18 protein-coding genes are annotated in these 21,906 nt (G+C 68.4%); 4 read left to right on the forward strand and 14 right to left on the reverse strand.

What is annotated here, in order from left to right; all coding sequences use genetic code 11:
- Nucleotides 1-4 precede the first annotated feature (4 nt).
- Nucleotides 5-841, forward strand: a complete 837-nt coding sequence (locus ABSY19_RS06755) for a symmetrical bis(5'-nucleosyl)-tetraphosphatase (RefSeq protein WP_382160458.1) — start codon at nt 5-7, stop codon at nt 839-841.
- A 49-nt stretch (nt 842-890) separates the two neighbouring features.
- On the opposite strand, the gene ABSY19_RS06760 is transcribed toward ABSY19_RS06755, so the two are convergent.
- The 4 genes from ABSY19_RS06760 to dcd all read right to left on the reverse strand — a co-directional run bounded on the left by ABSY19_RS06760 (nt 891) and on the right by dcd (nt 5,169).
- Nucleotides 891-2,384, reverse strand: coding sequence for a DEAD/DEAH box helicase (locus tag ABSY19_RS06760; RefSeq protein WP_382160461.1), 1,494 nt, complete (start codon nt 2,382-2,384; stop codon nt 891-893).
- Between the two features lie 78 nt (nt 2,385-2,462).
- Nucleotides 2,463-3,365: a neutral zinc metallopeptidase gene (locus ABSY19_RS06765; protein ID WP_291113205.1), complete on the reverse strand. Its 903-nt coding sequence runs from the start codon at nt 3,363-3,365 to the stop codon at nt 2,463-2,465.
- A gap of 71 nt (nt 3,366-3,436) precedes the next feature.
- Nucleotides 3,437-4,540: a fatty acid desaturase gene (locus ABSY19_RS06770; protein WP_382160463.1), complete on the reverse strand. Its 1,104-nt coding sequence runs from the start codon at nt 4,538-4,540 to the stop codon at nt 3,437-3,439.
- Between the two features lie 62 nt (nt 4,541-4,602).
- Nucleotides 4,603-5,169, reverse strand: coding sequence for a dCTP deaminase (gene dcd, locus ABSY19_RS06775; protein WP_382160466.1), 567 nt, complete (start codon nt 5,167-5,169; stop codon nt 4,603-4,605).
- A 116-nt stretch (nt 5,170-5,285) separates the two neighbouring features.
- Between dcd and ABSY19_RS06780 the strand changes: the two genes are divergently transcribed.
- Genes ABSY19_RS06780 through ABSY19_RS06790 form a run of 3 tightly spaced genes read left to right on the forward strand, consistent with a single transcriptional unit; the run spans nt 5,286 to nt 8,317 of the window.
- Nucleotides 5,286-5,885, forward strand: coding sequence for a GbsR/MarR family transcriptional regulator (locus ABSY19_RS06780; RefSeq protein ID WP_291113211.1), 600 nt, complete (start codon nt 5,286-5,288; stop codon nt 5,883-5,885).
- A gap of 34 nt (nt 5,886-5,919) precedes the next feature.
- Nucleotides 5,920-7,284: a cytochrome ubiquinol oxidase subunit I gene (locus tag ABSY19_RS06785; protein ID WP_382160469.1), complete on the forward strand. Its 1,365-nt coding sequence runs from the start codon at nt 5,920-5,922 to the stop codon at nt 7,282-7,284.
- 22 nt (nt 7,285-7,306) lie between these two features.
- On the forward strand, nt 7,307-8,317 hold the full coding sequence (locus ABSY19_RS06790) for a cytochrome d ubiquinol oxidase subunit II (RefSeq protein ID WP_382160471.1): 1,011 nt from the start codon (nt 7,307-7,309) through the stop codon (nt 8,315-8,317).
- 23 nt (nt 8,318-8,340) lie between these two features.
- Here the strand turns inward: ABSY19_RS06790 and ABSY19_RS06795 are convergent, their stop codons facing one another.
- The 10 genes from ABSY19_RS06795 to ABSY19_RS06840 all read right to left on the reverse strand — a co-directional run bounded on the left by ABSY19_RS06795 (nt 8,341) and on the right by ABSY19_RS06840 (nt 21,844).
- Nucleotides 8,341-10,794, reverse strand: a complete 2,454-nt coding sequence (locus ABSY19_RS06795) for a response regulator (protein WP_382160473.1) — start codon at nt 10,792-10,794, stop codon at nt 8,341-8,343.
- Nucleotides 10,795-11,092: 298 nt separating this feature from the next.
- On the reverse strand, nt 11,093-12,373 hold the full coding sequence (guaD, locus tag ABSY19_RS06800; RefSeq protein ID WP_382160476.1) for a guanine deaminase: 1,281 nt from the start codon (nt 12,371-12,373) through the stop codon (nt 11,093-11,095).
- A gap of 90 nt (nt 12,374-12,463) precedes the next feature.
- Nucleotides 12,464-13,558, reverse strand: coding sequence for a BMP family ABC transporter substrate-binding protein (locus ABSY19_RS06805; protein WP_382160478.1), 1,095 nt, complete (start codon nt 13,556-13,558; stop codon nt 12,464-12,466).
- Nucleotides 13,559-13,982: 424 nt separating this feature from the next.
- Nucleotides 13,983-14,990, reverse strand: a complete 1,008-nt coding sequence (locus ABSY19_RS06810; RefSeq protein WP_382163715.1) for an adenosine deaminase — start codon at nt 14,988-14,990, stop codon at nt 13,983-13,985.
- A gap of 20 nt (nt 14,991-15,010) precedes the next feature.
- Nucleotides 15,011-16,027, reverse strand: coding sequence for a Rieske 2Fe-2S domain-containing protein (locus ABSY19_RS06815; protein WP_382160480.1), 1,017 nt, complete (start codon nt 16,025-16,027; stop codon nt 15,011-15,013).
- Nucleotides 16,028-16,156: 129 nt separating this feature from the next.
- Complete coding sequence (locus tag ABSY19_RS06820; RefSeq protein ID WP_382160483.1) at nt 16,157-17,302, reverse strand: BMP family ABC transporter substrate-binding protein; 1,146 nt, start codon at nt 17,300-17,302, stop codon at nt 16,157-16,159.
- 57 nt (nt 17,303-17,359) lie between these two features.
- The gene (locus tag ABSY19_RS06825; protein WP_382160486.1) at nt 17,360-18,280 is read right to left on the reverse strand and encodes an ABC transporter permease; all 921 of its coding nucleotides are present in this window, start codon (nt 18,278-18,280) and stop codon (nt 17,360-17,362) included.
- 7 nt (nt 18,281-18,287) lie between these two features.
- Complete coding sequence (locus ABSY19_RS06830) at nt 18,288-19,343, reverse strand: ABC transporter permease (RefSeq protein ID WP_382160488.1); 1,056 nt, start codon at nt 19,341-19,343, stop codon at nt 18,288-18,290.
- Nucleotides 19,330-20,874, reverse strand: a complete 1,545-nt coding sequence (locus ABSY19_RS06835) for an ABC transporter ATP-binding protein (protein ID WP_382160490.1) — start codon at nt 20,872-20,874, stop codon at nt 19,330-19,332. The genes ABSY19_RS06830 and ABSY19_RS06835 overlap by 14 nt, the downstream gene beginning before the upstream one ends.
- Before the next feature lie 25 nt (nt 20,875-20,899).
- Nucleotides 20,900-21,844, reverse strand: coding sequence for a LysR family transcriptional regulator (locus ABSY19_RS06840; RefSeq protein ID WP_382160492.1), 945 nt, complete (start codon nt 21,842-21,844; stop codon nt 20,900-20,902).
- Nucleotides 21,845-21,906: the final 62 nt, after the last annotated feature.

Here is a 21,906-nt window from a genome sequence, read left to right on the forward strand (position 1 = left end):
GCCAATGGCACTTTACATGATCGGGGATGTGCAGGGCTGCGACGCGGCGCTCGGCCGCCTGCTCGACGACATCGGTTTCTCACCCAGCCGCGACACGCTGTACCTGCTGGGCGACCTCGTCAACCGCGGGCCGGCCTCGCTGGCCGTGCTGCGCCGGCTGATCGCGCTCGACGGCGCGGCGCACTGCCTGCTCGGCAACCACGACCTGCACCTGCTGGCCACGGCGCACGGCGTGCGCAAGCCGCACCGCAGCGACACGGTGGGCGACATCCTCGCCGCGCCCGACCGCGAGGCCTTGCTCGACTGGCTGCGCGCGCGGCCCATGGCGCTGTTCGAACACGGCTGGCTGATGGTGCACGCGGGCGTGCTGCCGCAATGGGACGTGGCCGGCACGCTGGCGCTGGCCGGCGAGCTGCAGGCCGTGCTGCGCAGCGCCGACTGGACCGGCTTCCTGCAGGAGATGTATGGCAACGAACCACCGCTGTGGAGCGACTCGCTGCGCGGCGCCGCGCGCCTGCGCGTGATCGTCAATGCCTTCACGCGGCTGCGCTTCTGCACCGCGCAGGGCGTGATGGAGTTCGACACCAAGGACAGCGCGGGCGCGGCGCCCGAGGGCTTCATGCCCTGGTTCGACGTGCCGGGCCGGCGCACCGAAGGCGTGCCGATCGCGTTCGGCCACTGGTCCACGCTGGGCGCGGTGCAGCGCCACGACCTGCAGGCGCTGGACACGGGTTGTGTGTGGGGCGGTTGCCTCACCGCGGCCCGCATCACGGAGGTGCCGGGCGAGGTGGAGCGGATCTCGGTGCGCTGCGAGCAGGCCAGCAAGCCCGGCAAGCGCTGAAGGAGCGGCGGCGAAAGCCGCCTGGCAGGCTCAGGCAAGGGCTTCGCCCTCAGCTTTCCTGAGCCGGCGCCGGTGCGGGGGCGCTCTTGAACAAGGCCGGCACCTTGCGGCGCGTCTTGATGTTGGGCGAGGCCGTGCGCGCGGCGGCGCGCTGCGACACTTCCCACGAGGGCGTGGCGTCGCTCGCGGCGCTGGGTTCGTAGGGCTTGTCGAACAGCGGATCGGCCGGCGCGCGCGGTGCGCGGGTCGGGCGCGAATCGGAGGCGCCTCGCGCTTCGCGCGGGGTGCGGCTCTCGCGGCTCTCGCGGATGGCCCGGCTCTCGCGGCGCTCGGCGTCCTGCCCTTCGGGCTGCTGCCAGGCGCGCTGGCCGTCGTTGAAGCGGCCCGCCGGGCGGCGGTCGGCTTCGAACTCCAGCGCTTCGAGTTCGAGCTTCTTGCCCAGCAGCTTTTCCAGGTCGCCCATGAGGCGCGTGTCGCGCCCGCTCACGAACGACACCGCCAGGCCCGAAGCGCCCGCACGGCCGGTGCGGCCGATGCGGTGCACGTAGTCCTCGGCGTTGAACGGGATGTCGAAGTTGAACACCGCCGGCACGTCCTTGATGTCCAGGCCGCGCGCGGCCACGTCGGTGCAGACCAGCAGGTCCACCGCGCCGGTCTTGAAGGCTTCCAGGGCCTTGAGGCGCTCGTCCTGGCTCTTGTCGCCGTGCAGGGCCGTGGTGTTGAGGCCTTCGCGCTCCAGCGAACGCGCCAGGCGCGCGCAACCGAGCTTGCTGTTGACGAACACGAAGGCCTGCTTGAGGCCGCGCTCGCGCAGGATCTGCTTGAGGATGCCGCGCTTGTCGTCGTCTTCCACGCGGTAGAAGTGCTGCTCCACGGTGGACGCCGTGGCGTTGGAGCGCGCCACCTCGATGGTCACCGGGTCCTGCAGGTAGCTGTTGGCCAGGCGCTTGATCTCGGGCGAGAAGGTGGCCGAGAACAGCAGCGTGGTGCGCTGCTTGGGCAGGTAGCTCAGGATGCGCTGCAGGTCGGGCAGGAAACCGATGTCCAGCATGCGGTCGGCCTCGTCGAGCACCACATACTCGACCTGGTTGAGCACGCAGTTCTTGGCCTCGATATGGTCCAGCAGGCGCCCGGGCGTGGCCACCAGCACCTCGACGCCCTTCTTGAGCTCGGCCGTCTGCGGCTTCATGTCCATGCCGCCGAACACCACTGTGCTGCGCAGGTTGGTGTACTTGGCGTACAGCTTGACCTGCTCGGCCACCTGGTCGGCCAGCTCGCGCGTGGGCAGCAGCACCAGGGCGCGCACCGGGTGGCGCGCGGGCGAGGTTGAGGCGTTCTCGTGCTTGAGCATGCGCTGCAGCAGCGGCAGCGTGAACGCGGCGGTCTTGCCGGTGCCGGTCTGGGCGGCGCCCATCACGTCACGGCCTTGCAGCACCACCGGAATCGCCTGCGCCTGGATCGGCGTCATGGTCGCGTAGCCCATTTCGGCCACGGCTCGCTCAATGGCGGGCGAGAGGGAGAGTTCGGAGAAGGATTGGGTCATTGGCTTCAAAGTTAGCCACGTATTGTCGCACTTTGACCGTTTTTCGCCCAAATCCCGGCCGGCGGCCTCCGCCAGGCCTCAGACGCTGCCCGCTTTGAAGGTGTCGCAGGACTGCACGCTGCCGCTTTGCAGCCCCGTGTTGAACCAGCGCTGGCGCTGTGCGCTGGTGCCGTGGGTGAAACTGTCGGGCACCACCTGCCCCTGGCTTTTGCGCTGCAAGGCGTCGTCGCCGATCGCGGCGGCGGCGTTCAGCGCCTCCTCCACGTCGCCCGGCTCCAGGATGGCCTTGTTCTTGTGGTTGTGGTGGGCCCAGATGCCGGCAAAACAATCGGCCTGCAGCTCCAGCCGCACCGACAGTGCGTTGTACTCGCGCTCGCCCACGCGCCGGCGCGCCTGCTCCATCTGGTCGGTGATGCCCATGAGGTTCTGCACGTGGTGACCGACCTCGTGCGCGATCACATAGGCCTGGGCAAAGTCGCCCGGCGCGCCGAGCTGGCGGCGCAGGGTGTCGTAGAAGCTCAGGTCGATGTAGACCTTCTGATCGCCCGGGCAGTAGAACGGGCCCATGGCCGACTGGCCGGTGCCGCAGGCCGTGGGCGTGGCGCCCCGGAACAGCACGAGGCGCGGTTTCTGGTACTGCGCGCCGGCCTGCTGGAACACCTGGCCCCACACGTCTTCCGTGCCGCCGAGCACGGCGGCCACGAACTTGCCCATGTCGTCGGTGGGCGCCTGGGTCGGGCCCTGGGTGGTCTCCACCTGGGCGGTGGGTGCGCCATCGCCCACGCCGCCGAGCACGCCGAGAATGGTCATGGGGTTGATGCCGAAGATCCAGCCCGCGACCAGCGCGACGGCAATGGTGCCCAGGCCGATGCCGCGCCCACCCACGCGCCGGCCGCCACCCAGGCCACCAAGCCCACCCCCGCCGGGGTCGGCGCGGCGGTCTTCGATCTGATCGGACTGGCGGTTGTTTTCCCACTTCATGGCATGGCTCCTCGGCGACCTCGGTACGGGTGCGGGTATCCCATTATGAAGCGGGCGTGGCCCCGCCGGGCTCAGGCGACAGCAGGTGCGCAGGCGCTGGTCGGGCGGCCCTGGAAGTCGGTCCAGCAGCGCCGGCCGAAGTCGTAGAGCTTGCAGCGGCGCGCGGTGTCGAAGTACCAGCGCCACGAGAAGCGCTGCACGATGATGCGGCCCGGCAGCGCGTCCTCCAGCAGGCGCTGCACGTCTTCGAGCTGGTAGAGCGGGATGCTCATGTCCACATGGTGCGCGGTGTGCTCCATGATGTGGTGCAGCATCGCGCCGATGCGCAGCGGAAAGGTGAGGTGCACCGTGGTCGAGACAAAGGGCGCGGCGCGGCCCCAGGCGGCCTTGTCGTCGTGCCACTGCACCGCCGTGTGCGTGTGGTGCACGTAGACCACGAAACCGATCATGGCGTTCCAGAACAGGAAGGGCACGGCAAAGCCCATGGCCAGCAGCAGCCCCACCGACTGGCCGGTGGCCGAGGCGGCGGCCACCAGGCCGCCGATCCAGGCCAGCGCGCAGGCGCTGACGAACACGCCGTCCCACACGAACTCGGCGCGCCGCGTGCCCATGTAGGTCTTGCGCGGGAAGAACATGCGGTGCCACCACATCTCCACCAGGTAGTACAGCGCCGGGCCGAAGCCGCTGCGGTACGCGCGCTCCAGGGCGCGGCGCATCGGCGAGAGCGCGGCGAACTCCTCGCGCGTGAGCGGCGCCCACACGAAGTCCACGCCCTTGAGGTTGGTGTAGCCGTGGTGCACCACGTTGTGCCCCACTTCCCACAGGCTGTAGGGCGTGAGCGAGGGCAGCATGGCGATGCGGCCCAGCACGCGGTTCAGCCCCCGGTGCGGCGTGTAGCTCTGGTGGCAGGCGTCGTGGCCGATGATGAACAGCCGCCCGATCATGAAGCCCGCCGCCAGGCCGCACAGCAGCTTGGCCCACACGGCAGCGAACCACACGGTGCCGGCCATGAGCGCGGCGAAGACCACCCAGTCGAACACCAGCAGTGCGATGGCGCGCGCGGTGCGCCGCTCGACGAGCGGGGCGAGCCAGCCCCGGATCACCTTGCGGTGCGGCAGGGGCAGGCCAGCGGGGACGGGGTCGGGAGAAGAGAAGCCGGGCGGGTTGCGTGACATGCCCGGCATGCTATCGGCCGGGTTGCCCGGCCGCCTTGACCTGGGTCAAGGCGCGCGAACCGTCAAGCTTTGGGCAGGGTCACGCCGACCTGGCCCTGGTACTTGCCGCCCCGGTCCTTGTAGGAGGTCTCGCAGACCTCGTCACTTTCGAAGAACAGCACCTGGGCGCAACCCTCGCCCGCGTAGATCTTGGCCGGCAGCGGCGTGGTGTTGCTGAACTCCAGCGTCACATAACCTTCCCACTCGGGCTCGAAGGGCGTGACGTTGACGATGATGCCGCAGCGCGCATACGTGCTCTTGCCCAGGCAGATGGTGAGCACGTTGCGCGGGATGCGGAAGTACTCCATCGTGCGCGCCAGCGCGAAGCTGTTGGGCGGGATCACGCAGACGTCCTTGTTGATGTCCACGAAGCTGTTCTCGTCGAAGTTCTTCGGGTCCACCACCGTGCTGTGGATGTTGGTGAACACCTTGAATTCCGGCGCGCAACGGATGTCGTAGCCGTAGCTCGATGTGCCGTAGCTGATCACCTTCTTGCCATCCACCGCCCGCACCTGGTTGGGCTCGAACGGTTCGATCAGGCCGTGTTGTTCGGCCATGCGGCGGATCCATTTGTCGCTTTTGATGCTCATGGGGCGCGATTGTAGGTGGCGCGCTCACCGGCCTCTGACCACCGAGAGCCCCCAGGAAATTACCGGAATTTCAGTAATTACTGAAAACTCAGGCCGAACCAGCTACATTTCCGGGCATGCCACTGCAAGACCACCTCCCGCCCCTCAACCGCGAGTTCGTTGCCCACTTCGGGGAAATGGGCAGCCGCTGGGGCATCAACCGCACCGTGGGGCAGATCTACGCCCTGCTCTTCATTTCACCCAACGCGCTCAACGCCGACGAGATCGCCGAGACGCTGGAGTTCTCGCGCTCGAACGTGAGCATGGGCCTCAAGGAGCTGCAGGCCTGGCGGCTGGTGCGCCTGCGCCACCAGCCGGGCGACCGGCGCGAGTACTTCGAGGCGCCGGCCGATGTGTGGGAAATCTTCCGCGTGCTGGCCGAGGAGCGCCGCCGCCGCGAAGTGGAGCCCACCCTGTCCATGCTGCGCACCGCGCTGCTGGAAACGCCCAAGACCGACGCCGAGCGCCACGCTCAGGCCCGCATGCGCGAGATGCACGACCTGATTGACCGCCTCATGACCTGGTTCGACGACGTGCAGAAGCTGGCCCCGGAAACCGCGATGCAGCTGATGGGCATGGGCGCGACCGTCACGCGCGTGCTCGAACTCAAGGACCGCCTCACGGGCAAGGCGGCGGGCCGCAGCGCGCGCCCGGAGAAATTGCCCGACGCGGCCTGACCCCCACCAGACAAGAACCCCACGGAGAACCCCCATGGACGCCCTGCTCCTCTCGCGCATCCAGTTCGCGGCGAACATCAGCTTTCACATCCTGTTCCCGACCATCACGATCGCGATGGGCTGGTTCCTGCTGTACTTCCGCATCCGCCACATCAAGACGCGCGACCCGGCGTGGGAAGAGGCCTACTACTTCTGGACCAAGGTGTTCGCGCTGAGCTTCGCGCTCGGCGTGGTCTCCGGCATCGTGATGAGCTTCCAGTTCGGCACCAACTGGCCCGGCTTCATGGAACGGGCCGGCAACATCGCGGGACCGCTGCTGGGCTACGAGGTGCTGACCGCCTTCTTCCTGGAGGCCAGCTTCCTGGGCATCATGCTGTTCGGCCGGGGCCGCGTGAGCGAACGCGTGCACCTGGCCGCCACCTTCCTGGTGGCCTTCGGCACCACCATGTCGGCGTTCTGGATCCTGAGCCTGAACTCGTGGATGCAGACACCCGCGGGTTTCGAGATCGTGGACGGCAAGTTCGTCGCGGTCGACTGGTTCGCCGTGGTGTTCAACCCCTCCTTCCCCTACCGCCTGGCGCACAAGCTGCTGGCCTCGGCGCTCACGGCCTCGTTCCTCATCGCCGGCCTCTGCGCCTGGCAGCTCATCAAGGGCAGCGCCACCGGCGGCACGCACAAGGCCTTGCGCACGGCCATCATCGCCGCCTCGGTGGCCATGCCGCTGCAGTTCCTGGCCGGCGACATGCACGGGCTGAACACGCTGGAGCACCAGCCCGCCAAGATCGCGGCGCTCGAGGGCATCTGGCACACCGAGAAGAGCGCGCCGCTCACGCTGTTCGGCATTCCCGACGAGGCCGCCGGCACCACGCATTACGCGGTGAAGATTCCCAAGATGGCGAGCCTGATCCTGGCGCACGATGCCGACGCCGAACTCAAGGGCCTCAACGAATTCCCGAACGCCCACCCGCCGGTGGCGCCGATCTTCTGGGCCTTTCGCGTGATGGTCGGCGTGGGCACGCTGATGCTGGTCGTGGCCTGGGCCTCGGCCTGGATGCTCTGGCGCCGGCGCCGCCAGGCGCAGGGCTCGCTGGACCTGCCCAAACCCGCGCTGTACGTGCTGGCGGGCATGACCTTCTCGGGCTGGCTGGCCACGCTGTCGGGCTGGTACGTCACCGAGATCGGCCGCCAGCCCTTCCTCGTCTACGGCCACCTGCGCACCGCCGACGTGGTCACCAACACCCCCTCGCCCATGATCGCGGTCACGCTCACGGCCTACCTCATCGTGTACGGCCTGCTGCTCATCACCTACGTCGGCGTGCTCAAGTACATGGCCGAACACCCGTTCAAACATGCCCCCGAAGCACCCCACGGCGCCGAACTCGGCAAGGCCGGCGTCTGAACAAACGAACGGAGAACACCCCATGAACACGACCACCTGGGCCGAAGTGCTCCCGCTGATCTTCCTGGCCGTGATGGGCCTGGCCCTGCTGGCCTACGTGATCCTCGACGGCTACGACCTCGGCGTGGGCCTGCTGCTGCCCCTGGCCGAGAGCAAGGAGCAGAAGGACACCATGATCTCCAGCATCGGCCCATTCTGGGACGCCAACGAAACCTGGCTGGTGCTCGGTGTCGGCGTGCTGCTGGTGGCCTTTCCGATGGCGCACGGGCTGGTGCTGCAGGCGCTCTACCTGCCGGTGGCCGTGATGCTGATCGGCCTGATCCTGCGCGGCGTGGCGTTCGACTTCCGTGTGAAGGCGCCCACGAAACACGTGCCGTTCTGGAACCGCGCCTTCTTCGTCGGCTCGCTGCTCGCCAGCGCCTCGCAGGGCTGGATGCTGGGCAGCTACATCACGGGCTTCGACAAGGGCTGGCTGGGCCTGGCGTTCAGCCTGGGCATCGCGCTCACGCTGCCGGCGGCCTACATCCTGCTCGGCGCGGGCTGGCTGATCATGAAGACCGAAGGCGAGCTGCAGGCCCACGCGGTGCGCTGGGCGGCCCGCGTGCTGTGGCCCATGGGTGTTGCGCTGGTCGCGATCTCGGTGGCCACGCCGCTGGTGAACCCCGGCGTGGTGGCGAAGTGGTTCAGCGTGCCCGAGGTGTTCGGCCTGATGCCGATCCCCCTGAGCTGCGCGATCGCCTTCTTCGCGGTGCGCTGGGTGGTCACGCGCCCCAATGTGGTGAAGGCGGGTTACGGCTGGGTGGTGTTCGCGGCCACCGTGCTGATCTTCGTGCTGGCCTTCTTCGGCCTGGCGTACAGCATCTTCCCCGACATCGTGATCGGCCGCATGAACGTGTGGCAGGCCGCCGTATCCACCGGCTCGCTCACCGTCATCTTCATCGGCGTGGCCATCACGCTGCCGGTGATCATCATCTACACCATCTACATGTACCGCGTGTTCTGGGGCAAGGCGCGGGCACTGACCTACAACTGAACCCGCGTCGCCGCTTCAACGGGCTAGGACGGTGAGGCCTTGCGCAGGGCAAAGCTCGTGAGCAAGGCCTGTTCGGATTCGAGGAAGAGCGTGTTGAACCGCGCCAGCCAGTTCGGCTCGAACGGCCAAGCGTTGCTCTCGACCACGCGCGAATGCTGCTTCGCGGTCTCGGACATGGCGTGAGCCCCCATCTCGCCACTCAGGCCGGCCAGCGAATGCAGCGCCTGGCGTGCGCTTTTCAGGTCGTTGCGCCGCACGGCATCCTCCAGATTGGCGATGTGCCGCCGGGCCTGGGCCAGACCATCGGGCAGCAGGTTCACCATGATGTTCATGCTCTTGAGCTGCTCGACACGTTCGTCATCCAGCAAGGGCCCATCGATGGTCGCCCCCGCCAGGCGCGCGGGAGACCGCGATGCGCCCGCCGCCTGGGCCTCACCCACCGGACGCTCGCCAATCAGGCGGGCCAGCTCCCCGCGCAAGGCCACCACGTTCACGGGCTTGGTGAGAAAGCCGTCCATGCCCGCGTCCCGAGCGGCCTGCCTGTGCTCCGGCGAGGCATGCCCGGTGAGCGCGACCACGGGAATGTTGCGCACCCCGTCGGCCATCGCGCGCAGCTGCCGCGTCGTCTCCATGCCGCCGAGCACGGGCATCTCCACGTCCATCAGGATCACGGCCGGCCGCACGCCCGCCTTGAGGAACTGCAGGACGTCCTGCCCCTGCTGCGCCTCCACCACCTCCAACCCCATGTCCTTCAGGTAGCCTTTGACGATGGCGCGGTTCACGGCGTTGTCCTCCGCCAGCAACACGGAGCTGCCCATGAAAGGCGCCGGGTCCTTGGCACTGTGGCGCAAGGGCTGGTCCTTGAGCAGACTCACGATCGCGCCGGCCATCTCGGGCAGGCTGCAAGGCGCGCTCAGGAACCCGTCCATGCCCGCTTCGCGGGCTTGCGCGCGGGCCTCGGTCGCCGGCTGGACACTGTGTGCCAGCACCGGCACCTGTTCATGCCCGGCGGCGGCCCCCAGGCGGATCTGGCGCACGGTCTCACAACCATCGAGCACCGGCATGTGGAGGTCCATCACGACGAGGTCATAGGGCACGTCCGAGGCCAGGCGAAGCAGGTCCAGCGCCTGGGCGCCGTTGCCGGCCTCGTCGATGCTGCTGCTGCCCACCAGGGCCAGGAGTTGGGCCAGGGTGGCGCGGCGCCGGATCGGATCGTCGTCCACCAGCAGCACGCGGGCGCCGCGCAGCAGCCGCGCGGCATGCCGCATGGCTTCTTCGGCATGGGCCCGGGCCTCCGCCAGCGCCACCGCGGGAAACGACAGCGTGAACGCCGTGAACTCGCCCAAACGCGATGCGCAGGTGATCTCCCCGCCGAAGGCGCGCATGGCGCGCCGGCAAAACGCCAACCCCAAACCCGTGCCATCGGCCTTGCCGGAGGTCTGGAAGTCCTCGAACAGGTGCTCCATCTTTTCCGGTGCGATGCCCGGCCCTGTATCGCGCACCGTGATGCGCTGCGCATCCACAGTCACCGTCACCATGACGTCGGGACAGGCCGGCAGGTAATACAGCGCGTTCTTGATGAGGTTGAACAGGATCAGCGTCAGGAGGGTTTCATCGCCCTTGAACGTGAAGTCGGCCACCTCCGCCAGGCGCACCCGCTCGCGCTGCGCCTCGCTCTCGTAGCCGAAATCGCTCACCGCGCGCTCGGTGCAAACCGCCGCCGAGAGCCAGGTGAAACCCGAGGCATCGAAGGCCCTGCTCTTGAGCTGCTGCAGCGTCACCGTGATCGACTGCAGACCCAGCTTGATCGCGTTGCGGCCCTCGTTCATCACACGCACCATCGCCATGACCTGCTCGCGCGTGTGGGACACCGAGGACTGGGATGACCCCAGGCGCAGGAAGTCGCGCTCCAGGGTGTCGAAGACACCCTGGATCTTCTGCATGGGCCCGCGCATCTCGTGCGCGATGGAACCCGCGAAGCTCATGTACAGGCGATGGCGCGCCAGCTCGGCCTGCCTTCTTTCGAAATGGGACAAGGCACCGGCCACGAACAGCAGCGTCGGCGCGGGCAGCCAGATCCAGACGTCCGGCGTGAACGCGATGCCGGGTTGTGACGCCCAGAACGCGAGCGCCCCAAGGGCGTATCCGGCGACCAGCATCACCACGGCATTGCGCCAATCGGCGACCAGAATGACACACACCGCACCGATCACCATGTTCACGAAAGAAAAACTGTCGCCCTGATTCTTCAGGGTCGTGAACGTCAGCAGAAACGCCAGGCAGTAGACCGACGTGAAGTAGGCATGCGCGAGGTAGAACGGCCTGGCCCTCTCGGGCCACCACGGGCGCAACGCCAGTGCCAGGCACAACAGAGCGGCGATGGCCCTGAGCGCCAGATCGTCGTAGCGCGGCGGGAGTTGCCCCGTGAAACGCAGCAGATAGAAGAGCGGGAAGGCCAGGCTCCCCAGAGCCCCCATCTACACCAGGAACGACCTGTTCATGTCGTGATGCGAGCGGTACCTCGCGAACAAACCAGCGGCCAGTGAGCTCAAATCGCACCTCCCAAAAATTTGGCAGGGCGATGCTAAGGGGGCGTTCTGTTCACCACAACAGCCCAGCCCCCCCTCGGGCAATGGGCGGCCCCGAACAAAGCGCACTTGAATCCCGAATAACGTCGCTTCGTTTCCAAATTCAGATCATTGAAGCCCGCAGACTGGGACATTCCCTAGGTCGAGAAATAAGCGCAAAAACGACACGCCCAAGCCGTGATCGAGATCAGCCGCCAGCGATCACCGTGCGCGCCACCACCCGATCGTCCCCCAGCACGATCAGCGCGAACAGCAGCTCGTCCAGGCTGTCCGCCTGCGAGGTCTTGCGCGCCAGCAGGGGTGTGGCCTGCGGGTCGAGCACCACGAAATCCGCCTCGTGGCCGGGGCGCAGGTTGCCCACCACGCCTTCAAGCCCCAGCGCGCGCGCCGCACCCGCCGTGTGCTGCCACCACAGCTGCCCCGGGGTGAGGCTCAGGCCCTGCTTGGTCTGGCCCTCACGGCCCACGCAGTAGGCCGCGAGCATGGTGCGGAACGGCGAGAAGCTGGTGCCACCGCCCACGTCGCTCGCCAGGCCGTAGCCCATGCCCGCCGCGTCGGCGGCGAGGTAGTCGAAGAAGCCGCTGCCCAGGAACTGGTTGCTGGTCGGGCTCACGGCGGCGGTGGTGCCGGTGGCGGCCATCAGCGCGCGGTCGGCCTGGTCGAGGTGGATGCAGTGGGCGTACACCGCGCGCTGCCGCAGCAGGCCAAAGTCGCCATACACGCCCAGGTAGCTGCGCGACTTCGGGAACAGCTCGGCCGCCCAGCGCACCTCGTCGAGGTTTTCCGCCACATGCGACTGGACCCACACGTCACCGTGCTTCGCCGCCAGTTCGCCCGCGCCGCGCAGCTGTTCGGGCGTGCTGGTGGGGGCGAAGCGCGGCGTGATCGCGTAGCCGAGGCGGTCCACGCCGTGCCAGCGCTGGATCAGCGCCTCGGTGTCGATCAGGCTCTGTTCGGTCTGGTCGCGCACGCCATCGGGGCTGTGGCGGTCCTGCAGCACCTTGCCGGTGATGAAGCGCAGGCCGCGCGAGCGCGCGGCCTCGAACATCGCGTCGACCGAGGCCGGGTGCGAGGTCGCGAAGGTGAGCGCGGTGGTCACACCGTTGCGCGCCAGCTCGTCCAGGAAGAAGGCCGCTACCTCGCGCGCGTGCTCCGGCTCGTGAAAGCGCGACTCGTGCGGGAAGGTGTAGTTCTCCAGCCAGGGCAGCAAGCCGGCCGCGGGCGCGCCGATCACGTCCGTCTGCGGGTAGTGCACGTGCATGTCGATGAAGCCCGGCGCGATCAGTTTTCCGCTCAGGTCTTCCACCGACACGCCGGGAAAGTTGCCGATCAGCGCGGCGTGGTCGCCCGCGGCGCGCACCACGCGCCGACCCTGCGCGTCGGGGCCGACGACCAGCAGGCCATCGGCGTCGTAGACAGGGCGTTGTTGGTCGTCGAAACGCAGGAGGGCGGCACGGTAGGCGTTCATGCCGCGCAGCTTAACGCCTGGGGCTCGCCCGGGCATATCGCGCCGCCGATAAGGCCCATACCGCCGCGCCGGCGGTGGGCCCGCGCGGGTTCAGCGCTCGACCGAGCCCTGCACGCCTTCGACCAGCCAGTTCATGCCCAGGATCTGCCCGTCGTCGAGCGCCTTGCCGGCTTCGATGACGGTCTTGCCCTGGTTGTCGCGCACGACGGTCTTGCGCGCCGCGAACACCGCGAGCTTGCCCGCGGCCATGTCGGCCTGGCGCGCCTGCACCTCGTCGCGCACCTTGGCCGGCACCTTGCTGCCGAAGCTGTCGACGCGGATCATGCCCTCCTTCACCCCACCCCAGACGCTCGCGCTCTGCCAGGTGCCGTCCAGCACGGCCTGCACGCGGCGGGTGTAGTAGTCGCCCCAAAGGTGGGTCACGGCGGCGATCTGCGCATCGGGTCCGAAGCGGCGCATGTCGGAGTGGTAGGCCACGGCGAGCCTGCCGCGCTCCTGCGCGGCCACCATCACGGCGGTGGAGCCGGTGTGGAAGGCCAGCACCTCGGCGCCCTGGTTCATCAGCGTCATGGCCGCGTCGCGCTCGCGCGGCGGGTTGAACCACTCACCCAGCCACACCACCTTGACGGTGGCGCGCGGGTTGACCGAGCGCATGCCCAAGGTGAAGGCGTTGACGCCCTGGATCACCTCGGGGATCGGGAAACCGGCGATGTAGCCCGCCTGCGTGGCCATGCGGCCCGCGGCCACCCCGGCCAGGTAGCGGCCCTCGTAGTAGCGCGCGTTGGCGGTGGCGACGTTGGGCGCGGTCTTGTAGCCGGTGATGGACTCGAACTTCACGTCCGGGAACTCTCGCGCCACCTTGAGCGTGGGCTCCATGTAGCCGAAGCTGGGCGTGAAGATGATGCGGTGGCCCTGCTGCGCCAGATCGCGGATCACGCGCTCGGCGTCGGCGCCTTCGGCCACGTTCTCCACGTAGCGTGTCTCGACCTTGTTGCCCAGGGCGGCCTGCACGGCGAGCCGGGCCTGCTCGTGCTGGCGCACCCAGCCGGCTTCGGTCAGCGGCGTCACGTAGACGAACGCGGCCTTGAGCGGCGGCGTCTGTGCCTGGGCGGTGGTGGAAAAGGGAAATAAAAAGCTGGCAGCCGCCAGTGCGCACGCGCACCGGGCCACGAGGTTTTTGTACATGGTGGTCCTCTACATGGCTTCCGTGAATGAAAAAGCGAGCCGGGGAAGCACCGGGCTCGCTGGGGCGTGATTTTACCCGGGCCCGGGGCCATCAAACAGATCCAGCTGCCGGGCGGGCTGCAGCAGCCAGCTTCCGATCACGTCGCAGCGGTAGTGCTCATCGTGGTCGCCCACCCGGTGTCCTTCGACCAGGAAGAGCTCGTCGATGGTCCACTGGATCGGGCGGATCCAGTGGGTCGCTCGGGCGGATGGCGCCCAGTAACTGATGCTGCAGCGACTGGTGCCAGTTCGCCGGATCGAACATCGCGCCATCCAGTCGGGCCTTCAGCCCCGAGATCTCGAGCGCGCTCTTCAACGCCGCCCTCTTCATTGGCGAGGGCATGGTCACGACCAGAAACCTCGGTTGGGTCATGGCACGGCCCGTTCAGCCAGCGACCGCGCCGTCCAGCAAGGCCATGAGTTCCGCACGCCGCGCCGCGCTCACGAAGCTGGCCTCGAAGCTGTTGCGCGCGAGAGTGACGACGTCTTCGCGCGTGAGGTCCAGCGCCTGCACGGTCTGCACGAAGTTGGCGTTCATGTAGCCGCCGAAGTAGGCCGGGTCGTCGGAGTTGACGGTGGCGCACAGGCCGGCGTCGAGCAGGCGCTTCATCGGGTGGTCCTTCAGGTCGTTCACCACGCAGAGCTTGAGGTTGGAGAGTGGGCACACCGTGAGCGGGATGCGCCGCCGCGCCAGTTCGGCGACCAGGGCCGGGTCTTCCAGCGAGCGCACGCCGTGGTCGATGCGCTCGGTCTTCAGGTCGTTCAGTGCTTCCCAGATGTAGGCCGGCGGGCCCTCTTCGCCCGCGTGCGCCACCACATGGAAGCCCAGCTCGCGGCAGCGCGCGAAGACGCGCGAGAACTTGGACGGCGGGTGGCCGACCTCGCTCGAATCCAGGCCCACGCCGATGAAGTGCTGGCGGTAAGGCAAGGCGGCTTCCAGCGTCTGGAAGGCGTCTTCCTCGCTCAGGTGGCGCAGGAAGCACAGGATCAGCGCCGCGCTCACGCCCAGCTCGGCCTGGGCGCGAGCGCAGGCGCTGGCCAGGCCCTGGATCACCGTGGCCATGGGCACGCCGCGCGCGGTGTGGGTCTGGGGGTCGAAGAAGAGCTCGGCGTGCGCCACGTTGTCGGCCTTGGCGCGCAGGAAGTAGGCCCAGGCCATGTCGTGGAAGTCGGCCTCGTGCAGCAGCACGCTGGCGCCGGCGTAGTAGATGTCCAGGAAACTCTGCAGGTTGGTGAAGGCGTAGGCCTCGCGCAGCGCGTCCACGCTGGTGTAGGGCAGGCTCAGGCCGTTGCGCTGGGCCAGCGCGAAGATCAGCTCGGGCTCCAGCGAACCCTCGATGTGCATGTGCAGCTCGGCCTTGGGGATGGCGGCGGCGAGTTGGGCGGGGGTCATGGTCATGTCAGGTCCTTCGGTCAGCAGGTGCCCAGTGCGATGTCCAGGCGTTTCAGGTAGCGGCGGTAGGCGCTGGAGACGCGGTCGGCCGGGCCGTGCACCTCGGTCACGGGGGTGGTGCGGCCCACCGGCAGCGCGCGCGGTGACTGCGATTCCACCACCGGGCGGTCCTGCGCGAACACCGCGTCCTGGAAGGCGACCAGTTCCTGGTCGGTCGAGGCATCGCCGCGCGTGGCCATCACGAACCAGGCCGTGCAGAGTTCGTGGCCATCGGGCCGGATGAAGAGCGCGATCGCATTGCTCACCGGGTCGCCCTCGGTGGCGTCCTTGCGCAGGATGGCGGCGAAGGGGTGCGGCACGTCGTAGCGGTAGGCGATCCAGGCGCCCGCGTCCGCCCCGGCGTAGGCGCGCGGCTGCCAGGCCCGGGCGTCGCGCACCACCAGACCGGCCTCGCCCTCTTCCACCGCGCCGGTCTGCACCTGCGCGTGGCCGCGTTCGCCCAGCCAGCCTTCGTGCACGAAACCGAAATGGCTCAGGTCGAGGAAGTTCTCCACCAGGCGCGGCGCGCTGGTGTTGAGTTCGTAAGCACCACACAGCACGGTGCGCCAGGCCGGGTCGTCGCCCGGCGCGAACGCGGGCGGGTCGGCCAACGGCGCGGCGAGGGTCTGGGACGGTGGCTGCAGCCGCACCCACACCAGGCCGTGCTGCTCGCGCGCCTCGAACGGGGTGGCGCAGTGGCTGGCCGGCGGCACGAAGTCGGGCGCGGCGGGCACGTGCTGGCAGCGGCCCTCGCCGCCGAATTGCCAGCCGTGGTACGGGCACTCCAGGCGGGTGCCGTGCAGGCCGATCAGCACCCGGCCCAGCGAGAGCCGGGCGCCCCGGTGCGGGCAGCGGTCGGCCCAGGCATGCACGCGGTGGGTGTCGTGCGCCTGCTCGCGCCAGAGCACCAGCGCCTGCCCGAGCAGCGAACAGGCCACGGGCTGGTCGCGCACCTGGTGCGAGGCGATCACGGGGTGCCAGAGTTGTGGTTCGATCATCGTGGGTTCACTCCAACGAGAAAGCCGCCCGGAGGCGGCTTTCTTTTTCCAGGGCACGGCGGGTCCGGCTCTGCCGGCCCGCACGCGCCGCCCCCTCGAGGGGGTCGCGCGAAGCGCGGCAGGGGTGGGTCAATTCGGCACTTTGCCTTCAACGCCCTTCACGTAGAACTTGATGCCACCGAGGAACTTGTCGTCGGCGACCGTGTCCTTGGCCAGCACTTCCTTGCCGTCCGAACCCAGGATCGGGCCCTTCCAGATCGAGAAGCTGCCGTCCTTCAGGCCGGCGCGCACGGTGTCGAGCTTGGCCTTGACTTCGGCCGGCACGTCTTCGGCGACGGAGACCATGTCGATCGCGCCCTCCTTCACGCCCCACCACACGCCGCCGGTGGACCAGGTGCCTTCCAGCACGTCCTTGGTGGCCTTGATGTAGTACGGCGCCCAGTTGATCACGGCCGAACCCAGGTGGGCCTTGGGGCCGTAGGCGGTCATGTCGGAGTCCCAGCCGAAGGCGCGCTTGCCCAGCTTCTCGGCGGTCTGCAGCACGGCCGACGAATCGGTGTTCTGGAACAGGATGTCGGCGCCGCCGTTGATCAGCGAGGTCGCGGCTTCGGTTTCCTTCGGTGGGTCGAACCAGCCGTTGACCCAGACCACCTTGGTCTTGACCTTGGGGTTCACCGATTGCGCGCCCAGCGTGAAGCTGTTGATGTTGCGGATCACCTCGGGGATTGGGATGGACGCCACCACACCCAGGGTGTTGGACTTGGTCATGCTGCCCGCGATCACGCCGGCCATGTACGCGCCTTCGTAGGTGCGGCTGTCGTAGGTGCGCAGGTTCTCGGCGGTCTTGTAGCCGGTGGCGTGCTCGAACTTCACGTCCTTGAAATCGGGCGCGATCTTGAGCATGGGCTCCATGTAGCCGAAGGTGGTGCCGAACACCAGCTTGTTGCCCTGGCCGGCCAGGTCGCGGATCACGCGCTCGGCGTCGGCGCTCTCGGGCACGTTCTCGACGAAGCTGGTCACGATCTTGTCGCCGAATTCCTTCTCCAGCGCCTTGCGGCCGTTGTCGTGCGCAAAGGTCCAGCCGCCGTCGCCCACCGGGCCGACGTAGGCAAACGCGATCTTCAGCGGTGCGGCCTTCGGTGCCTCGGCCGCAGCGGGTGCGGGCGCGGCGGGCGCGGCGGCCTCTTCCTTCTTGCCGCAGCCGATCAGGACGGCGCTGGTCAGCGCGGTCAGCGCGGCAACCTTCATCAGGGAACGTTTGCTCAGGTCTGTCATGGATAACCTCTTTGTTGGGAAAGGGTGGAGCGGAAACTATGCAAAAAACAGAAAAGATTATGCGCCCGGGTAAAAGGGTTTTCCGATCGAGGACGGCATGTTGATGCGGATCCACGTCGGGTTGCGCGAGATCAGGACCAGCACGACGATGGTGGCGATGTAGGGCATCATGGTCAGGAACTGGCTGGGCACGTTGACGCCGATGCCTTGCAGGTGGAACTGCAGCATGGTCACGCCACCGAACAGGTAGGCCCCCAGCAGCACGCGGGCCGGCCGCCAGGTGGCGAAGGTGGTCAGCGCCAGCGCGATCCAGCCCTTGCCGGCGATCATGCCCTCCACCCACAGCGGTGTGTAGACGGTGGACACATAGGCACCGGCCAGGCCGCAGAGCGCGCCCCCGGCCATCACCGCCACCAGGCGGATGCGGCGCACCGGGTAGCCCAGCGCGTGCGAGGACTCGGGGCTCTCGCCCACGCTGCGCAGCACCAGGCCGGCGCGCGTGCGGTACAGGAACCAGATCAGGCCGATCACCAGCGCCACACAGATATAGACCATGGGGTGGTGGCGGAACAGCGCGGGGCCGATCAGCGGGATGTCGCCCAGCAGCGGGATCGCGTGGCGGGTCTGCTCGGGCAGTTTTTCCTGCACGTAACGGGTGCCGGCGAAGGCCGAGAAGCCCGCGCCGAACAGGCTGAGCGCGAGGCCCGTGGCGTACTGGTTGGTGTTGAGCCAGATCACGAGGCCGCCGAAGATGGCCGCGAGCAGGGCCCCGGCTGCCATGCCGGCCGCGAAGCCCAGCGTGGTGCTGCCGGTGTGAACCACGGTGGCGAAGCCGGCCAGCGCGGCGCACAGCATCATGCCCTCGGCGCCGAGGTTGACGATGCCGGCTTTTTCGTTGATGAGCAGGCCCAGCGAGGCAATGGCCAGCACGGTGCCCGCGTTGAGCGAGGCGGCGATCAGGAGTGCGATGGATTCCATGTCTTGCTCACTTTTTCCAGACGAGGCGGTAGGCGATCAAGGTGTCGCAGGCCAGCAGCGCGAACAGCAGCAGGCCCTGGAACACCCCGGTGATCGACTTGGGCAGACCCAGGCGCGACTGCGCGAGTTCGCCGCCGATGTAGAACATGCTCATGAGAATGGCCGAGAACACGATGCCCACCGGGTGCAGCCGCCCCACGAAGGCGACGATGATGGCCGCGAAGCCGTAGCCCGCCGGCACATAGGGCGTGAGCTGGCCGATCGGGCCGGCCACCTCCAGCGCGCCGGCCAGGCCGGCCGCGCCACCCGAGGTCAGCAGCGCGATCCACAGCGCCTTGCGCGAGGAAAAGCCCGCGTAGCGCGCCGCCGCGGGCGCCAGGCCGCCCACGAGCTGGGCATAGCCCGCGTAGGTGCGAAACAGGAAGACCCACACCGCCGCCACGCCGGCCAGCGCGATCAGCAGGCCGATGGTCACGCGCGAACCGCTCATGAGGCGCGGGATCTGCGTGACCGACTCAAAGGTCTTGGTCTGCGGGAAGTTGTAGCCCATGGGGTCCTTCCAAGGGCCATAGACCAGGAAGTTGAGCACCTGCACCGCCACATAGACCAGCATCAGGCTCACGAGGATCTCATTGGCGTTGAAGCGGTCGCGCAGCAGCGCGGTGATGCCGGCCCAGAACATGCCGCCCAGCACGCCGGCCACCAGCACGGCGGGCACGATCCACGCGCCGGTGCTCTTGTCGGCGGTGAGCGCCACGCCGGCCGCGAAGATGGCGCCGATGATGTACTGCCCCTCGGCGCCGATGTTCCACACGTTGGAGCGGAAACACACCGCCAGCCCCAGGGCAATGATCAGCAGCGGCGTGGCCTTCACCATGAGTTCGGACAGCGCGTAGGTGCTCTTGATCGGCTCCCAGAAGAAGACCTGCAGGCCGCGCACCGGGTCCTTGCCCAGCACGGCGAACAGGATGACGCCGATCACCACGGTGATCAGCAGAGCCAGCAGCGGCGAGGCGTAGCCCCAGCGCGCCGAGGGTTGGGGACGGACTTCAAGCCGCAGCATGGGCGGTCTCCTCTTTCTTGTGGTGGGTGGGGGCGGTGTCCCAGAGCCCGGACATCCATTCGCCGATGCGCTCGATGGTGGCTTCGGCCCGGTCCAGGCTGGGCGACAGGCGCCCCTTGGCGATCACGTGCAGGCGGTCGCTGATCTCGAACAGCTCGTCGAGCTCCTCGCTCACCACCAGCACCGCGCAGCCCGCATCGCGCAGCTTGAGGATCTCGCCGCGGATCTGCGCGGACGCGCCCACGTCCACGCCCCAGGTGGGCTGGCTCACGATCAACAGCTTGGGCTTGGCCTCGATCTCGCGGCCGACGATGAACTTCTGCAGGTTGCCGCCCGAGAGCGACTTGGCCGCCGCGTCCGGCCCATTGGCCTTGACCTTGTAGCGCGCGATGATGTCGGCCGCCTGCGCCTTGAGCGCGCCCACGCGGATCCAGCCGCCCGAGCCCAGCGCGTCCTTGCGCGAGAGCAGCAGGTTGTGCGACAGCGAGAGCGTGGGCACGGCGCCCCGGCCCAGGCGCTCCTCGGGCACGAAGTGCTGGCCCTGGGCGCGCCGCCGGCCCGGGCCGGCGTGCGACACGTCCTGCCCACCCAGGCGGATGCTGCCGGCCGGAGCGCGGCGGTCCTCGCCCGAGAGCGCGTAGAGCAGCTCGCTCTGGCCGTTGCCCGAGACGCCCGCGATGCCCACCACCTCGCCCGCGCGCACCGTGAGCGCGATGCCATTGAGGTGCGTGCCGAACGGGTCGTCGCTCTGCAGCGTGAGGCCGTTCACCTCCAGCACCGCCGCCCCGGCGTGCAGCTCGCGCACCTCCAGCGCGGGCGGTTCGGCGCCGATCATCAGGCGCGAGAGCGAGGCGTTGCTTTCCTGGCGCGGGTCGCACACGCCCGTGACCTGGCCGCCGCGCAGCACCGTGCAGGCGGTGCACAGCTCGCGAATCTCGTGCAGCTTGTGGCTGATGTAGAGGATGCTGCAGCCCTCGGCCGCGAGCTTGCGCAGCACCACGAAGAGCTTTTCCACCGCCTGCGGGGTGAGCACCGAGGTCGGCTCGTCCAGGATCAGCAGCTGCGGGTTGGTCAGCAGCGCGCGGATGATCTCCACCCGCTGCATCTCGCCCACAGAAAGCGTGTGCACCGGGCGCGAGGGGTCGATGTCCAGCCCGTACTCGGTGGCCTTGGCGGTGATGCTCGCGCTCACCTCGGGCAGCGTGAGCGACTTGTCCAGGCCGAGCCAGACGTTCTCGGCCACGGTGAGCGTGTCGAACAGGCTGAAGTGCTGGAACACCATGCTGATGCCCAGGGCGCGCGCCTCCTGCGGGTTGCGGATGTGCACCGGCCGGCCGTTGAACATCACCGTGCCCTCGTCGGGTTTCACCGAGCCGTAGATGATCTTCATCAGCGTGGACTTGCCGGCGCCGTTCTCGCCCAGCACGGCGTGCACCTCGCCGGGCTGCACGGTGAGCGAGACGCCGCTGTTGGCCACCACGCCCGGATATCGCTTGGTGATGCCGCTGAGTTGCAGTCGTGTCGTGGTCATGGGTCTCCTTCGTGGTCTTGTGGGGTCAGCTCTCGGCGTCGGGCCGCTTCAGCGAGGCGGCCACGCTCTTGACCTGCTCGCGCAGCCAGCGCCCGGCCTTGGAGGCGTGGGTGCGCTCGTGCCAGAGCTGGTAGTACATCATTCGCGGGAACTCCACCGGGCTGGGCAGCACCTTCACCGGCAGCACGCCGGTGAAACGGTCGCAGTACTGGCGCCCGGTGGTCAGCACCAGCAGGCTGCCGGCGACCATGGCCGGGATCAGCCCGAAATGCGGGCAGCGGGCGGTGATGTTGCGCACCAGACCCAGGGTGGCCAGGTGCTCGTCCACGAAACCGCGCGCGCCGGGGTGGGTGGGCGTGGGCGCGATGTGCTCGGCGCCCAGCCAGGCCTCCACGTCCCAGCCCCGGCGCGCCGCCGGGTGCTGCTGGGAGACCAGGCAGACCACCTCGTCGCCGAACAGGCGGCCCAGGTGCAGGTCGTCGGGCGGCTGCGTCCAGTTGCCGATCACCACATCCACGTCGCCCTGGGCCAGGTGGTTGCGGTAGTCGGAGTCGCGCGAGAGCGGGTGGATGTCGATCGGGCAGTTCGGCGCCTGGCTCTTGATCTGGGTCACCAGCTGCGGCAGGAACAGCGGGTCCATGTAGTCGCTGGCGGCGATGCTGAAGCTGTGGCGCGCGGTGGCGGGCTCGAAGCTGCGCGCGTCGGAGAACAGCACCTCGGCGCTGCGCAGGATGTCGGCCGCCGGCTCGATCATGCGCAAGCCCGCCACCGTGGGCACCATGCCCGAACCCGAGCGCACCAGAAGGGGGTCGCCGGCCATTTCGCGCAGGCGTTTGAGCGCCGCACTCACCGCCGGCTGGTACATGCCCAGGCGCAGCGCCGCGCGCGACACGCTGCGCTCGGTGAGCACGGTGTGGAGCACGCGAATCAGGTGCAGGTCAATCTTGTCGAACATGGACATGTATTTCATACCCTTGTCATATGCGACTGAATGGTGTTTTGGGCATTTTGGACATATGGCCGAGCATATGT

The sequence above is a fragment of the Hydrogenophaga sp. ANAO-22 genome, assembly GCF_042466645.1.
Classification (GTDB): Bacteria; Pseudomonadota; Gammaproteobacteria; order Burkholderiales; family Burkholderiaceae_C; genus Hydrogenophaga.

What these genes read in the sequence shown, in the direction of transcription:
- ABSY19_RS06770 (WP_382160463.1), bottom strand. Translation starts at nt 4,540, where the DNA reads ATGTCACGCAACCCGCCCGGCTTCTCTTCTCCCGACCCCGTCCCCGCT.
- ABSY19_RS06785 (WP_382160469.1), top strand. Translation starts at nt 5,920, where the DNA reads ATGGACGCCCTGCTCCTCTCGCGCATCCAGTTCGCGGCGAACATCAGC.
- ABSY19_RS06790 (WP_382160471.1), top strand. Translation starts at nt 7,307, where the DNA reads ATGAACACGACCACCTGGGCCGAAGTGCTCCCGCTGATCTTCCTGGCC.
- guaD (WP_382160476.1), bottom strand. Translation starts at nt 12,373, where the DNA reads ATGAACGCCTACCGTGCCGCCCTCCTGCGTTTCGACGACCAACAACGC.
- dcd (WP_382160466.1), bottom strand. Translation starts at nt 5,169, where the DNA reads ATGAGCATCAAAAGCGACAAATGGATCCGCCGCATGGCCGAACAACAC.
- ABSY19_RS06755 (WP_382160458.1), top strand. Translation starts at nt 5, where the DNA reads ATGGCACTTTACATGATCGGGGATGTGCAGGGCTGCGACGCGGCGCTC.
- ABSY19_RS06815 (WP_382160480.1), bottom strand. Translation starts at nt 16,027, where the DNA reads ATGATCGAACCACAACTCTGGCACCCCGTGATCGCCTCGCACCAGGTG.
- ABSY19_RS06760 (WP_382160461.1), bottom strand. Translation starts at nt 2,384, where the DNA reads ATGACCCAATCCTTCTCCGAACTCTCCCTCTCGCCCGCCATTGAGCGA.
- ABSY19_RS06820 (WP_382160483.1), bottom strand. Translation starts at nt 17,302, where the DNA reads ATGACAGACCTGAGCAAACGTTCCCTGATGAAGGTTGCCGCGCTGACC.
- ABSY19_RS06835 (WP_382160490.1), bottom strand. Translation starts at nt 20,874, where the DNA reads ATGACCACGACACGACTGCAACTCAGCGGCATCACCAAGCGATATCCG.
- ABSY19_RS06765 (WP_291113205.1), bottom strand. Translation starts at nt 3,365, where the DNA reads ATGAAGTGGGAAAACAACCGCCAGTCCGATCAGATCGAAGACCGCCGC.
- ABSY19_RS06810 (WP_382163715.1), bottom strand. Translation starts at nt 14,990, where the DNA reads ATGACCCCCGCCCAACTCGCCGCCGCCATCCCCAAGGCCGAGCTGCAC.
- ABSY19_RS06840 (WP_382160492.1), bottom strand. Translation starts at nt 21,844, where the DNA reads ATGAAATACATGTCCATGTTCGACAAGATTGACCTGCACCTGATTCGC.
- ABSY19_RS06830 (WP_382160488.1), bottom strand. Translation starts at nt 19,343, where the DNA reads ATGCTGCGGCTTGAAGTCCGTCCCCAACCCTCGGCGCGCTGGGGCTAC.
- ABSY19_RS06805 (WP_382160478.1), bottom strand. Translation starts at nt 13,558, where the DNA reads ATGTACAAAAACCTCGTGGCCCGGTGCGCGTGCGCACTGGCGGCTGCC.
- ABSY19_RS06795 (WP_382160473.1), bottom strand. Translation starts at nt 10,794, where the DNA reads ATGGGGGCTCTGGGGAGCCTGGCCTTCCCGCTCTTCTATCTGCTGCGT.
- ABSY19_RS06825 (WP_382160486.1), bottom strand. Translation starts at nt 18,280, where the DNA reads ATGGAATCCATCGCACTCCTGATCGCCGCCTCGCTCAACGCGGGCACC.
- ABSY19_RS06780 (WP_291113211.1), top strand. Translation starts at nt 5,286, where the DNA reads ATGCCACTGCAAGACCACCTCCCGCCCCTCAACCGCGAGTTCGTTGCC.